This is a genomic window from Mycobacterium sp. OAE908 (assembly GCF_017872775.1).
In the GTDB taxonomy this organism is placed as follows: Bacteria; Actinomycetota; Actinomycetes; order Mycobacteriales; family Mycobacteriaceae; genus Mycobacterium.
On sequence record NZ_JAGGJL010000001.1, the window covers coordinates 1,375,271 to 1,388,684 of the forward strand.

Below are 13,414 nucleotides of genomic sequence, written 5' to 3' on the forward strand. Positions count from 1 at the left end.
ATTTTGAGGGGCATCAGTATCTCGGACTCGCGCTACCACGACGTTTGGCTCATCATCCCCGCCTTCAACGAGGCGAGCGTCATCGGCGACGTCATCTCTGACGTTCGCTCCGTTTTCGACAACGTGGTGTGCGTCGACGACGGCAGCCGCGATGACACCGGCGACGTGGCGTTGCGCGCCGGGGCCCATTCGGTGCGCCACCCGGTCAATCTCGGACAGGGCGCGGCCATCCAGACCGGCGTGGAGTACGCCCGCAGGCAACCGGGTGCGGCGGTGTTCGCCACCTTCGACGCCGACGGCCAGCATCGCGTCAAGGACGTCATCCGGATGATCGACCGGCTCGCCGGCGACGACGTCGACCTCGTCGTCGGCACCCGATTCGCCGACCCCGGTGTGGTGAGCCACACGCCGCTACTCAAGCGCGTTGTGCTGCGCACGGCGGCCACCTTGAGCAGGCGCAGCCGCAAGCTCGGGCTGACCGACGCGCACAACGGGCTGCGGGTGTTCAACAAGAAGGTGGCCGACGGGCTCAACCTCACCATGAACGGCATGAGCCACGCCGACGAGTTCATCGCGCTGGCCTATGAAAACGGTTGGCGGGTAACGGAAGAACCTGTGGAGATTCTCTACACCGAATACTCGATGTCCAAGGGCCAGCCGTTGCTCAACGGCGTCAACATCATCTTCGACGGTTGGTTGCGAGGAAGGATGTCGCGATGAACTGGATCCAGGCGCTGCTGATCGTTTCGGTGCTCTCGCTGTTGGTTTACCTGTTGCGCTCGCGTCGCAGCGCGCGGTCCAAGGCGTGGGTGAAGGTCGGTTACGTGCTGTTCGTCATCGCCGGTATCTACGCGATCCTTCGCCCCGACGACACCACCGTGGTCGCGAATTGGCTTGGCGTGAAACGCGGTACCGACCTGATGTTGTACCTGCTTGTGATCGCGTTCGTGTTCACGACGCTGTCTGCCTACATGCGGTTCAAGGATCTCGAACTGAAGTACGCGCGGTTGGCGCGGGCCGTGGCGCTACAAACCGCCCGGGTACCTGAAGACCGTTAGGGCGCTTCACCGATCAGCCGTGCCAGCAACGCAATTCGATTGTCCTCGAGATCGGGCTGCGGCATGACCGCCCTGACGATCGCCGCGCCGTCGAAGGTATTGGTGATGATGGCCACCAATGCGGTGAAGGTGTCGTCAGGGATTTGGTCCGCTCCTGGCAGCGCCCGTGCGACGTCATAGATGTTGGCGGCGTATTCGGTGAGCACCTCTTGCAGAGTGGTCCGCAGCTTCTCGTCGGTGCGGGCAGCGACCATGAGCTCGTACATCACGGCGTTGGTGGGGTTGCCGGTGACATCGCGCATGATCGTCAGCGCCGCCTGTAGCGCAGGCTTGTCGGCGGGGATCTCGGCGACTTGCTTGGTGAACGAATCGAGTTGGCGCCGCATCACCTCGCGCGCGGTGGCGGCCATGAAGTCGCCCATCGTCGAGAAGTGCCGGAACAGCGCGCCGTCGGAGACCTGGGCACGTTTGGCGATCACCGCGGCCGACGCGCGCGCATAGCCGACATCGATGATGGAGTCGATGCTCGCGTCCAGTAGCCGCGCGATGGTTTGCTCGCGACGTTGTTGCTGAGTTCTTGCCATGTCAGGCAAGCGCTTTCACGGCGTCGCCGACGCCGGCGCGCAGGAAGCGGCCGGTCTTCAGAGTCGTGGCGTAACCGTCGCAGAACTGCCCGTCGCGGAAGACCACGGTGCCGTTGACACCGGTCGCGACGATCGCGGCGTCATTGCGGTTGACCATGCGGCTCAGGTCGCCGTAGAACGGCACCTTCTCCTCGTGATAAGCGTCGACCGAGGCGTCGAGGCCGGCCGGGTCGATCACCACGAAGTCCGCACGGTCGCCCTCACGCAACGTGCCTGCGTCCAGACCGAACCAGTCGGCGACCTCGGCGGTGAGCCGGTGCACCGCTCGCTGCAGGCTCAGGAACGGGCGCCCGGCGGCCTCGGCGTCGCGGACACGCTTCAGCAATCGCAGCGAGAAGTTGTAGAAGGCCATGTTTCGCAGGTGCGCACCGGCATCGGAGAAGCCCATGTGGACCGACGGATCCGCGGCCAGCTTGTCGAGTTGTTCGGGCCGGTGGTTGGCCACGATCGTGGTCCAGCGCACGTTGCGCTCGCCGTTCTCGACGAGCACATCCAAGAACGCATCAAGGGGATGCAGCCCGCGCTCGTCGGCGATCTGCCCAAAGCTCTTGCCGATCAAAGTCTTATCCGGGCACTCGACGATGGTGGCGTCGTGAAAATCCCGATGCCACAACGTCGGGCCGAGCTTGCGGCGGTCGAACGACCTGCGGAACCGGCGACGGTAGTCGGTGTCGGCGAGCAGTTCGTTGCGCTTGATCTGGTCGCGCAGATGAAGCGCGGCGGTGCCTGCCCCGAACTCCTCGAACACCGGCAAGTCGATGCCGTCGGAGTACAGCTCGAACGGCACAGGAAGATGCTGGAACCGTACCAGCGAGTCGAAGACCTTGTTGAGAAGCCTTGTCCCTGGCCCGAATACGTGCACGGCGCCCGGAGCGGACTTGGCATCGGCCGACACCAGCAGGCTCATGCGCACGCCTGCACGCCGACCGAACAGCCTGCTGCTGGTCAGGAAGAACATCAACGCTTCGAGGGGGTTCTTGGTGTTCGGTGCGCTCTGCAGAATTCGGCGGCGCTTGCGCAGCACGGAGATCAGTCTGCGGCGCTCCCGCCAGGTGGCGAACGTCGACGGCAGCGCGCGCGACCGGTAGCGGTCGCCGTCGAGTTTGTCGATGGGAGCGTCCATTCCGGACATGCCGAGCAACCCGGCATCGAGAGCCTGATCGAGCATGTCTGCCATCCGGTTCAGCTCGGCTTCCGTCGGCATGACGCCGTCGGTGGTGGCGCGGTCGAGGCCGAGAACAGCCGTGCGCAGATCCGAATGCCCAAGCATGGAGCCGACATTGGGGCCGAGCGGCAGTTCGTCGAGGGCGCGAACGTATTCCGCGGGCGTCGACCACGTCTTCTTGGCTTCCAGCGCACCGAGCACGTAGTCCCGCGGAACAGCTTCGACCCGGCTGAACAGATCGGCGGCGTCGTCGGAGTCGGCGTATACGGCCGACAGCGAGCAGTTGCCCAACAGGATCGTTGTCACGCCGTGGCGCACCGACTCCCGCAGACCCGGGTCGAGCAGCACCTCCGCGTCGTAGTGCGTGTGCACGTCGATGAACCCTGGCGCGATCCACTTGCCCGCGGCATCGATCACGTCGGGGCAGCCCGCCTCGTCGAGCGGGTCTGCCGAAACCGCGACGACGATTCCGTCGCGAATCCCCAGCGTGCGAACCTGCGGCGCGGTTCCCGTGCCGTCGAACCACAGGCCGTTGCGAATGATGACGTCGTAGGGCATGGCGCCAAGGCTACAACAGAAAGTAAGTACTTACAATCTTTATTGAGCGCGGAAGTAGTCGACTGTCCTGGCGACGCCCTCGTCGATGTCGACCTCCGGGGTCCACCCGAGCACTCGCCTGGCGCGGCTGATGTCGAGGCACGACCGGCGCAGATCGCCGAGTCGCGGCGGGTGAAACTCCGGCTCGTCGGGGGCGCCCGCGGCCTTGGCGATCACCGAATGCAGTTGCCGCGTCGAGGTTTCGGTTCCCGTGGCGACGTTGAAGCGTTGCCCGTCACCGGCCTCGCCGGATGCCTTGACGAACGCGTCCACGACATCGTCGACAAATACGTAGTCGCGGGTGTCGCTCCCGTCGCCGAAGATCTTGGTCGGCTTCCCCGCCAGCAGCGCCCTGGAAAAGATCGCCACCACGCCCGCCTCGCCGTGGGGATCCTGGCGGGGCCCGTAGACGTTGCCTGGCGCGATGTGCGAGCACTGCAGGCCGTAGAGGTTGCGGTACATGTTCAGATACACCTCGCCCGCGACCTTGCTTGCCGCATACGGCGACGACGGGTTTGTCGGCACGTCTTCACTGGTCGGGTATGTCGGCGGGGTGCCGTAGATGGAGCCGCCGGAGGAGGTGTGCACGATCTTGCGGACCCCGGCACGACGCGCCGCCTCGGCAAGCCGCACCGTGCCGACCACGTTGACCGACGAATCGAACTGCGGGTCGTCGACTGACAGCTTCACCGAGATCTGCGCGGCCAGGTGGAAAACCACCTCGGGTCGGGTGTCGGCGAGCAGTCCGATGAGGTCTGCGCTGACGATGTCGGCCTTGGCGAATTCGAAGCCGTCGTGCCGCTCCGCCGACACGATGTTCTCGCTGCGCCCCGAGCTCAGGTCATCGACTCCTACGACCGTGTGCCCCTCTGCAAGAAGGCGGTCTACCAGCGTTGATCCGATGAAACCGGCTGCCCCGGTGACCAGTGTGCGCATCGGCCCACCATACCGACGGCGGCTACGCGTCAGCTCTGTCCGTAGGCTCGACCACCGATGAACTGGGTTGCCCGCACCGCCGCCGTGCTGATCGTGGTGCAGCTCGTCGTCCGGGCCGTGCTGGCGTTCCGAGGCTATTTCTACTGGGACGACCTGATCCTGACCGGCCGCGCAGGCACGCAGAGCCTGCTGTCGCCGGCGTACCTGTTCGACGACCACGACGGACACGTGATGCCGGGCGCCTTCCTGGTCGCGGGCGGCATCACCCGTATCGCGCCGCTGAACTGGATCGGACCAGCGATCAGCCTGGTGGTGCTGCAACTGCTGGCGTCGCTGGCACTGCTGCGGGCGCTGCACACGATTCTCGGCTGGCGCCCGGTGCTGCTGCTGCCGTTGACGTTCGCGTTGTTCACGCCGCTGTCGGTACCCGCATTCGCATGGTGGGCGGCGGCGCTGAACTCACTGCCGATGCTCGCCGCGCTGGCGTGGGTATGCGCCGACGCGGTGCTGTTGGTCCGCACCGGCAACCAGCGGTATGCGGTGACCGGGCTGCTGGTGTACTTCGGTGGCTTGCTGTTCTTCGAAAAGGCGGCCGTCATTCCGTTCGTCGCCTTCACGATCGCGGCGCTCTACGCGCACGTCACCTCGACCGGCTCGGTGCCGCAGGTGTGGCGGCGCGGGCTGCGGCTGTGGGTGTCGGCGCTGGTCCTGACGGCGGCGTGGATCGGCGTCTACCTGGTGGTGGTCGATCAGAAGCGGTGGAGCTTCGACCTGGCGATGACCTGGGACCTGTTGAGCCGCTCGGTAACTCACGGCATCGTGCCCGGTTTGGTCGGCGGACCGTGGGAGTGGCAGCGCTGGGCCCCGGCGTCGCCGTGGGCGACACCGCCGATCGCGGTGATGGTTCTGGGCTGGGTGGCGTTGGCGGGCGTGGTCGCGATCTCGTTGCTGCGCAAACAGCGAATCGGGGCGGTGTGGTTGGTGGCAGTCGGCTACGCGGTCGCCTGCCAGATTCCGATCTACCTGATGCGTTCGTCGCGGTTCACCGCACTCGAACTCGCGCAGACGCTGCGTTATCTGCCCGACCTCGTGGTGGTGTTGGCGCTGCTGCTCGCGGTCGGCCTGTGCGCGCCGAACCGCAAGCGATCGACATGGCTGGACGCCTCACGGCCCCGCACAGCTGTAATTGTCTGTCTCACAGTCATTTTCGCTGCGAGCAGCATGTACTCGACGGCTACGTTCATGACCATCTGGCGGGAGAACCCGACACAACCGTATCTGCAGAACGCCAGGGCGGGACTGGCGGCGGCGCATGCGGCATCGAGTGCGCCGATGCTCGACCAGGAGGTCGACCCGATGGTGTTGCAGCGCGTTGTCGGGCCGGAGAACTTGGCCAGTCACATGTTCGCCCTGCTGTCGGATCGGCCCGACTTCGCAGGCGCGACAACAGATTTGCGCATGTTCGATGTGAGTGGGCACGTCATCGATGCGAAAGTCACGTGGGTGCGGTCGATCGCGCCAGGGCCCGAACCGAATTGCGGATATCTGGTACAGCCCGACTTTCCCGTTTCGATGAAACTGGATGGTCCACTGCTGCCTGCCAACTGGACAGCGGAGATCAACTACCTGGCCAACAGCGACGGGTCGCTGACGATGTCGCTGTCGGAGGGCACGGAGACGAAGGTGCCGGTACGTCCCGGCCTCAACCGTGCCTTCGTCCGGCTGCCGGGGGCAGGCGGTGCGATCAAGGTACGGGCGAACACGGCCGCGTTGTCGGTGTGTCTCGCGTCGGGGCCCGTCGGGTTCGTGGCGCCTCTCTAGTCATGCCAATCTGAATGGATGACAGACATCCGTGAACAGGGCCTGCGGGTCTTTCGTGAACTTCTGCCGGGCGCTGCCACAGCAGAGAGGTTGCGGGACGGCAAGTTCGGTGACGAGCTGATGGAGATCGGCATCGACAACGTCTTCGGACGGCTGTGGGGACGCGACGGCCTGAGCCGACGTGACCGCAGCCTCGTCACGCTCGGCATCCTGATCTCGTTGCGCGCCACCGACGAGCTTTCGATTCACTTCCAGATCGCTCGCACCAACGGTCTCACCGAAGACGAGATCGCCGAAGTCATCTACCACGCCAGCGGATACGCGGGCTTTCCCGCGGCCAACACCGCCCGCAAGATCGCCCGCGAGGTGTTTGACGAGTCACAGTGACGGGGAACGTGAGCGGTATGCCGCTCGCACCTGTCCGCCACCGCCGCATCACCGTCGACGGGATCGACACCTTCTACCGCGAGTCCGGTCCCACCGACGCTCCCGTCGTGCTGCTTCCGCACGGCTACCCGTGCTCGTCGTACGCCTACCGCCACCTGTTGGCCCACCTCGGCGCGCGCTGGCGATGCATTGCGCCAGACCTACCCGGATTCGGTTACAGCGCAACACCTTCCACTGACAGCTTCGGCTACACGTTCGACGCCTACGCGGAGTTTCTGCAAGCCTTCGTCGAAACCATGGGCCTGACGCGCTACGTGGTCTGGTTGCACGACTACGGTTCGCAGTTCGGCTTGCGTCTGGCGCTTCACCAACCCGACCGCATCGCCGGGCTCGTCATCCAAAACGGAGACATCTACGAGGATGCGTTCGGCCCGAAGTACGAGTTTCTCAAGAAGTCATGGAGCAATCCGGGCCCCGATGCGCGACGACGCATCGCCCAACACGTCACGCTCGACGGCTTCCGTAGCGAGTTCGTCGGCGAGCTGCCCGATGACGTCGCCGATCGCATCAGCCCCGACCTGTGGACGCTGCACTGGTCGCTGATGTCCACGCCCGACCGCGTCGCCAACCTGATCCGTCTGCTCGAGGACCAGCCGTCGACGCTGGAGTGGTTCTCCAAGGAGCAGGCATACCTTCGCGAGCACCGGCCGCCGACGCTGATCGTCTGGGGTTTTCATGACGGGTACATGCCGGAGGAGTCGGCCCGCGCCTACCATCGCGATTTGCCCGACGCGCCGCTGCACCTGCTCGGCGGTGGGCACTGGCTGCTGGAAACGCACCTGAACGAGGTGGTGCCTCTGGTGCAGGACTTCTTGACTAGCGCATATGGCCGGTGAAATCCCCGCGAGCGACCGCAGAATGCCAGCAGGACTCGGCGCGTCGCGTACAAACACGGTCATTCGCGGGAAGGGAACGGCTTGAGCCACCTAGGAGAATCGAACTCCTGACCTATTCATTACGAGTGAATCGCTCTACCGACTGAGCTAAGGTGGCGCGCCCGGCCTCTGTCCGGGCGGGACGAGTCTACGGCAGGCCCCAGTCGCAACCCAAGTCAGTTCCGCAGGGCCTGCCCGACGGTCGCCACCATGGCATCGACCGCGAACTTCGGCTTCACGTTCACCGCCAGCGCGTCCCGGCACTCCAGCACCGCCTCGATGCAACGCAACAGCTTCTCCGGTGACGCGTGCGCAGCCATAGCCGCCACCCGATCGGTCATGTCCGGATGGTTGGCCTGGACCTGGCCTGCTCCCGACGACACGAGCAGCGCATCGCGGAAATATGTCGCCAGGTCGATCAGCGCGCGGTCCAACGCATCGCGTGACGCTCGCGTCTGCCGCGACTTCTGCCGTCGCTCAAGGTCTTTGATGGCACCCGTGGCGCCGCGCAACGTTCCGGTGGTGCCCTTACCGGTGCCGCCCGCGCCGAGCGCGGTGCGCAACTCCTCGGTCTCGGCCTCGTTGCGGTCTTCGGTCAGCGCCCGCGCCTCGGCCTCGGCCGTCGCCACCAACTCCTCGGCCGCGGCGTAGGCCCGCGACGGCGTCGCCGCGTCACGCGCCAATCCAAGGGCACGCTGCCGCCGCTCACGCGCCTGCTCGTCGGTGGCCAGCCGCCGGGCCCGCCCCACATGGCCACCGCTGACCGACGCCGCCCAGACGGCCTCGTCCTCGGGCAGTTCGTCGGTCTCGATCAGCACCCTGGCGATCGCATCGACCGGCGGCGTGACCAGTGCCACATGCCGGCACCGCGAGCGCAGCGTGATGGCGATGTCCTCGGGGTCGACGGACGGCGCGCACAGCAGGAACACCGTCGACGGCGGTGGCTCCTCGACCACCTTGAGCAGCGCGTTCGCGGCGCCCTCCGTGAGCCGGTCGGCGTCCTCGACCACCACGATCTGCCAGCGCCCTGTCCCGGGACGGCGCGACGCGATCTGCACGATGGTGCGCATCTCGTCGACACCGATCGACAAGCCCTCGGGGATGATCCGGCGCACGTCGGCGTGGGTCCCGGCCATCGTCGTGGTGCAGGCCCGGCATTCTCCGCAGCCGGGGATGCCCTCGGAGGTGCATTGCAGCGCAGCGGCGAAGCACAGCGCCGCGACCGAACGGCCCGAGCCGGGCGGCCCGGTGATCAACCAGGCGTGTGTCATGGTCCCGGCTGAAAGGACACTGTGAGCCGAATCACCGCGGGCGGCCTGCGCCGCGGCAACCAGTTCCGCTTCCACGGCGTCTTGCCCCACCAGACGCGAAAACACACCGGCCATCGAGATAACAGTAATGCTGCGAACCGACACGTCCGTCCCACAGCACCCTTTTCCGTCCGCCCCGCCCGATACGGTTGAGCTGTGAGCACGGAGGCCATTCCGATCAGGCGAATCAGCGGATTCGTCCGCTGGGCTGCGCGCACGCCGTGGCCGGTGTTCACGCTGGGCATGCTGCAGAGCGACATCATCGGCGCGCTGTTCGTGCTCGGCTTCCTTCGCTTCGGCCTGCCGCCCGAGGACCGCATCCAGCTGCAGGATTTGCCCGCCTTCAACCTGGCGGTGTTCCTCGGCTACCTGTTCCTGTCGTTCACCGTCGGCTCGTATCTGAGCCTGCGACTGCTGATCCCGGTGATGCGGTGGCAACGCCGAGACACGCTGCTCGGCGACTCGGATCCATCCAGTACTGAGCTCGCGCGGGCCCGCGCGCTGAAGATGCCGTTCTATCGCACCCTGATCAGCGTCGCGAACTGGTGCCTCGGCTCGATCGTCTTCATCGTCGCTAGCTGGCCGGTCGCCAGCAGGTCCGCCCCGGTGGTGGCCGTCGCGACGGGACTTGGCGCCACCGCGACGGCGATCATCGGCTACCTGCAGTCGGAGCGGGTGCTGCGGCCGGTCGCCGTGGCCGCCCTGCGGGGCGGCGTGCCCGAGAACTTCCGGGCGCCCGGCGTCATCCAGCGTCAGGTGCTGACCTGGGTGCTGTCCACCGCGGTGCCGGTGCTGGCGATCGTGTTGGCCTTGGTGGCAAGCAAATTCCAGATCCTCACCGCATCAGCGGACCGCCTCACCACGCCGATCCTGCTGCTTGCCGTCGCCGCGTTGGTGATCGGCCTGTTCGGCACGGTGCTTGTCGCGATGTCGATCGCCGACCCGCTGCGCCAATTGCGTTGGGCGCTGGGCGAAGTGCAACGCGGCAACTACAACGCGCATATGCAGATCTATGACGCCAGCGAATTGGGCTTGCTGCAGGCCGGCTTCAACGACATGGTGCGCGACCTTGCCGAGCGGCAACGGCTGCGCGACCTGTTCGGCCGGTACGTCGGCGAAGACGTGGCTCGTCGCGCGCTCGAACGCGGCACCGAGCTCGGCGGCCAAGAGCGCGATGCCGCAGTGCTTTTCGTCGACCTGGTCGGTTCGACGCACTTGGCGTCCACACGCCCGGCGGCCGAGGTCGTCAGCCTGCTCAACGAGTTCTTCCGCGTCGTCGTCGACACCGTCAACCGGCACGGCGGCTTCGTCAACAAGTTCCAGGGTGACGCGGCGTTGTGCATCTTCGGCGCACCGATCGAACACCCCGACGCGTGCGGTGCCGCGCTGGCCGCATCGCGTGAGCTGCACGACGAACTGATCACCGTGCTCGGCGAGACGGAGTTCGGCATCGGTGTCTCGGCCGGACGCGCCATCGCGGGCCACATCGGCGCGCAGGCCCGCTTCGAGTACACCGTGATCGGCGACCCGGTCAACGAGGCCGCCCGGCTGACAGAGCTGGCGAAGCTCGAGCCGGGCCACGTGCTCGCATCGGCGATCGCGGTCAGCGGCGCGCTCGACGCAGAGGCACTGTGCTGGGATGTCGGCGAGATCGTCGAACTGCGCGGCCGCACCGCACCCACTCAGCTGGCCCGCCCGCTGAACCTGGTGTCGCCCAGCGAAGCCGCTCATCCCGACGACGTCCGGAGCGACGCGACGCGCTAGCTCTTCTTCGCGGCGTTTTTCGCGGGCGCCTTCTTCTTGGCCGGTGCCTTCTTCGTCCGCTTGACCGGCCCTCGCGCACGGCGGTCGGCCAGTAGCTCGGCGGCCCGCTCGTCGGTGATCGACAGCACGTCGTCGCCCTTGCGCAGGCTTGCGTTGGTCTCGCCGTCGGTGACGTACGGCCCGAACCGGCCGTCCTTGATCACCATCGGCTTGCCGCTCGCCGGGTCGTTGCCGAGCTCGCGCAGCGGCGGGGTCGCCGCACGCTGTCCGCCACGGCGTTTGGGCTCCGCGTAGATCTTCAGCGCCTCGTCGAGCGTGATGTCGAACATCTGCTCCTCGGTCGCCAAGGAACGAGAGTCGTTGCCGCGCTTCAGATATGGGCCGTACCGGCCATTCTGAGCTGTGATCTCCTCGTTCGTGTTCGGGTCGACGCCGACCACCCGCGGCAGCGACAGCAGTCGCAGCGCGTCTTCGAGCGTCACCGTTTCCAAGTCCATGGTCCGCAACAGCGAACCCGTGCGCGGCTTGGGACCCGTCGGCTTCTTGCCCTTCTTCGCCGGTGTGCCTGCGTCGCCTTCGTCACCCGACTCCGGTTCCGGCAGCACCTCCGTGACGTAAGGACCGTAGCGTCCGTCCTTGGCGACGATCTCGTGACCGGTCGCCGGGTCGACACCCAGCGAGCGCCCTTCTTGCGGTGTGGCGAAAAGCTTTTCGGCCAGCTCGAGGGTCAGCTCGTCGGGCGTCAGCTCATCCTTGAGGTTGGCCCGCTGCGGCTTGAGCTCGCCGTCTTCGTCGGCCACCATGCGCTCGAGGTACGCGCCGTTCTTGCCGACCCGCACGTAGATGGGCCGGCCCTCTTCGTCGTCAAACAGCTTGATGGAGTTGACTTCTCGCGCGTCGATGCCCTCGAGGTTCACTCCGACAAGCTTTTTCAGTCCGCCAGAGCGCGCGATCGAGTCCTGCACCCCGTGCTCGCCACCGAAGTAGAAGTTCGACAGCCAATTGGTGCGCTGCTCGTTGCCTGCGGCGATCTCGTCGAGCTCGTCCTCCATCGCAGCGGTGAAGCCGTAGTCGACCAGCCTGCCGAAGTGCTGCTCCAGCAGGCCCGTCACCGCGAACGCCACCCAGGACGGCACCAGCGCGCTGCCCTTCTTGTGCACATAACCGCGGTCCTGAATGGTCTTGATGATCGACGAGTACGTCGACGGCCTGCCGATGCCGAGATCTTCCAGCGCCTTGATCAGCGACGCCTCGGTGTAGCGCGCAGGCGGCGACGTGGTGTGGCCGTCGGCGGTCAGCTCCTTGGCGTCGACGCGCTGGCCCTGTTCGAGGTTGGGCAGCCTGCTCTCGGCGTCGTCGGCCTCGCCGCCCGCCTGGTCGTCGATGCTCTCGACGTAGGCCTTCAGGAAACCGGCGAACGTGATGGTGCGGCCGCTCGCGTTGAAGACGACCTGCTCGCCCGTGGATGCGGCTCCGCTGATCCGCAGGGACAGCGTCGTACCGCGGGCATCGGCCATCTGCGACGCCACCGTGCGCTGCCAGATCAGCTCGTAGAGCCGGAACTCGTCGGTATCCAACTGGCTGTGCAGCTGGCCCGGCGTGGAGAACACGTCACCGGCGGGCCGGATCGCCTCGTGTGCCTCCTGCGCGTTCTTCACCTTGCGGGTGTACTGCCGCGGCGTCGGGTGCACGTACTCCTCGCCATAAAGCTGGCGGGCCTGATTGCGCGCGGCGTTGATCGCCGACTCCGACAAAGTCGTGGAGTCGGTACGCATATAAGTGATGTAGCCGTTCTCGTAGAGCCGCTGCGCGATGCTCATGGTGCGCTCCGAAGAGAATCGGAGCTTGCGACCGGCCTCCTGCTGCAGCGTCGACGTCATGAACGGCGCGTAGGGCCTGCGGGTGTACGGCTTCTGCTCAACCGAGGACACTGCCAACTGCGCCCCGCGCAGTCCGGTGGCCAGCGCGCCCGCGGTGGCTTCGGTGAGTACCAGCACCTCGTCGGGCTTCTTCAGCCCACCAAGCGAGTCGAAGTCGCGGCCGGTGGCAACGCGCCTGCCGTCGACCGAGTTCAGCTTGGCCGTGAACGTCGGCGGCTGCGCCTGCGGATCGGAGACGCTGGCGTCGAGTTCGGCGGTGACGTCCCAGTAGCCGGCGCTGCGGAACGCCATCCGCTCACGCTCGCGCGAGACGATGATGCGCGTCGCGACCGACTGGACGCGGCCCGCCGACAACTTCGGCGCGACCTTCTTCCACAGCACGGGGCTGACCTCGTAGCCGTAGAGCCGGTCGAGAATGCGGCGGGTCTCCTGCGCGTCGACCAGGTCGTTGTCCAGGTCGCGAGGGTCCTCTGCGGCGGCCCGGATGGCCGGCTCGGTGATCTCGTGGAACACCATCCGCTTGACCGGCACACGCGGCTTCAGCGTCTCCAGCAGGTGCCAGGCGATCGCCTCACCCTCGCGGTCGCCGTCCGTCGCCAGATAGAGCTCGTCGACGTCCTTGAGCAGATCCTTCAGCTCGGCGACGGTGCTCTTCTTCTCCGGGCTGATGATGTAGAGCGGCTCGAAGTTGTGGTCGACGTCCACCCCGAGGCGTGCCCAGGGCTCGGATTTGTACTTGGCCGGCACGTCGGCGGCGTTTCGCGGCAGGTCGCGGATGTGCCCCCGGGACGACTCGACAATGTAGTTGGATCCCAGGTAGCCAGCTATTTTGCGTGCCTTGGTCGGCGACTCGACTATGACGAGCCGCCGCACGCTTCCGTTGCGGCCGCTGCTGCGGTCGGTGTCTGCCACCTCTG

The 13,414-nt window shown here is 66.4% G+C and carries 11 protein-coding genes and 1 tRNA gene; 6 read left to right on the forward strand and 6 right to left on the reverse strand.

Annotation, left to right across the window (positions count from 1 at the left end; all coding sequences use genetic code 11):
* The first annotated feature begins 12 nt into the window (after positions 1-12).
* Together J3E61_RS06630 and J3E61_RS06635 are read left to right on the forward strand one after the other, a co-directional pair.
* Positions 13-720, forward strand: a complete 708-nt coding sequence (locus tag J3E61_RS06630; RefSeq protein ID WP_192725218.1) for a glycosyltransferase — start codon at positions 13-15, stop codon at positions 718-720.
* Positions 717-1,058, forward strand: coding sequence for a DUF2304 domain-containing protein (locus tag J3E61_RS06635; protein ID WP_210083017.1), 342 nt, complete (start codon positions 717-719; stop codon positions 1,056-1,058). Before J3E61_RS06630 ends, J3E61_RS06635 begins: the two co-directional genes overlap by 4 nt.
* Here the strand turns inward: J3E61_RS06635 and J3E61_RS06640 are convergent.
* The 3 genes from J3E61_RS06640 to J3E61_RS06650 are packed head-to-tail and all read right to left on the reverse strand — an operon-like array spanning position 1,055 to position 4,400.
* Positions 1,055-1,642, reverse strand: a complete 588-nt coding sequence (locus J3E61_RS06640; RefSeq protein ID WP_210083018.1) for a TetR/AcrR family transcriptional regulator — start codon at positions 1,640-1,642, stop codon at positions 1,055-1,057. The genes J3E61_RS06635 and J3E61_RS06640 overlap by 4 nt on opposite strands.
* A gap of 1 nt (position 1,643) precedes the next feature.
* Positions 1,644-3,425, reverse strand: coding sequence for an amidohydrolase family protein (locus tag J3E61_RS06645; protein ID WP_210083019.1), 1,782 nt, complete (start codon positions 3,423-3,425; stop codon positions 1,644-1,646).
* 39 nt (positions 3,426-3,464) lie between these two features.
* Complete coding sequence (locus J3E61_RS06650; RefSeq protein ID WP_210083020.1) at positions 3,465-4,400, reverse strand: GDP-mannose 4,6-dehydratase; 936 nt, start codon at positions 4,398-4,400, stop codon at positions 3,465-3,467.
* Between the two features lie 57 nt (positions 4,401-4,457).
* Between J3E61_RS06650 and J3E61_RS06655 the strand changes: the two genes are divergently transcribed.
* Genes J3E61_RS06655 through J3E61_RS06665 form a run of 3 tightly spaced genes read left to right on the forward strand, consistent with a single transcriptional unit; the run spans position 4,458 to position 7,504 of the window.
* Complete coding sequence (locus tag J3E61_RS06655; RefSeq protein ID WP_210083021.1) at positions 4,458-6,221, forward strand: hypothetical protein; 1,764 nt, start codon at positions 4,458-4,460, stop codon at positions 6,219-6,221.
* Positions 6,222-6,239: 18 nt separating this feature from the next.
* On the forward strand, positions 6,240-6,608 hold the full coding sequence (locus J3E61_RS06660) for a carboxymuconolactone decarboxylase family protein (protein ID WP_192724470.1): 369 nt from the start codon (positions 6,240-6,242) through the stop codon (positions 6,606-6,608).
* A 17-nt stretch (positions 6,609-6,625) separates the two neighbouring features.
* On the forward strand, positions 6,626-7,504 hold the full coding sequence (locus J3E61_RS06665) for an alpha/beta hydrolase (RefSeq protein WP_210083022.1): 879 nt from the start codon (positions 6,626-6,628) through the stop codon (positions 7,502-7,504).
* An 84-nt stretch (positions 7,505-7,588) separates the two neighbouring features.
* On the opposite strand, the gene J3E61_RS06670 is transcribed toward J3E61_RS06665, so the two are convergent.
* Together J3E61_RS06670 and J3E61_RS06675 are read right to left on the reverse strand one after the other, a co-directional pair.
* A tRNA-Thr gene (locus J3E61_RS06670) sits at positions 7,589-7,661 on the reverse strand.
* Between the two features lie 58 nt (positions 7,662-7,719).
* Positions 7,720-8,928: a DNA polymerase III subunit delta' gene (locus J3E61_RS06675; RefSeq protein ID WP_210083023.1), complete on the reverse strand. Its 1,209-nt coding sequence runs from the start codon at positions 8,926-8,928 to the stop codon at positions 7,720-7,722.
* Positions 8,929-9,009: 81 nt separating this feature from the next.
* Between J3E61_RS06675 and J3E61_RS06680 the strand changes: the two genes are divergently transcribed.
* Positions 9,010-10,617 carry a HAMP domain-containing protein gene (locus tag J3E61_RS06680; protein WP_192724473.1) on the forward strand — a complete coding sequence of 536 codons (1,608 nt, stop codon included), beginning with the start codon at positions 9,010-9,012 and terminating at the stop codon, positions 10,615-10,617.
* Here J3E61_RS06680 and topA read toward each other — a convergent pair.
* Complete coding sequence (gene topA / locus J3E61_RS06685) at positions 10,614-13,409, reverse strand: type I DNA topoisomerase (protein ID WP_210083024.1); 2,796 nt, start codon at positions 13,407-13,409, stop codon at positions 10,614-10,616. The genes J3E61_RS06680 and topA overlap by 4 nt on opposite strands.
* Between the last annotated feature and the right edge of the window lie 5 nt (positions 13,410-13,414).

Excerpts from the sequence above, each read along its gene's own strand:
- J3E61_RS06635 (WP_210083017.1), top strand. The coding sequence starts at position 717 with ATGAACTGGATCCAGGCGCTGCTGATCGTTTCGGTGCTCTCGCTGTTG.
- J3E61_RS06640 (WP_210083018.1), bottom strand. The coding sequence starts at position 1,642 with ATGGCAAGAACTCAGCAACAACGTCGCGAGCAAACCATCGCGCGGCTA.
- J3E61_RS06645 (WP_210083019.1), bottom strand. The coding sequence starts at position 3,425 with ATGCCCTACGACGTCATCATTCGCAACGGCCTGTGGTTCGACGGCACG.
- J3E61_RS06650 (WP_210083020.1), bottom strand. The coding sequence starts at position 4,400 with ATGCGCACACTGGTCACCGGGGCAGCCGGTTTCATCGGATCAACGCTG.
- J3E61_RS06655 (WP_210083021.1), top strand. The coding sequence starts at position 4,458 with ATGAACTGGGTTGCCCGCACCGCCGCCGTGCTGATCGTGGTGCAGCTC.
- J3E61_RS06660 (WP_192724470.1), top strand. The coding sequence starts at position 6,240 with ATGACAGACATCCGTGAACAGGGCCTGCGGGTCTTTCGTGAACTTCTG.
- J3E61_RS06665 (WP_210083022.1), top strand. The coding sequence starts at position 6,626 with ATGCCGCTCGCACCTGTCCGCCACCGCCGCATCACCGTCGACGGGATC.
- J3E61_RS06675 (WP_210083023.1), bottom strand. The coding sequence starts at position 8,928 with ATGGCCGGTGTGTTTTCGCGTCTGGTGGGGCAAGACGCCGTGGAAGCG.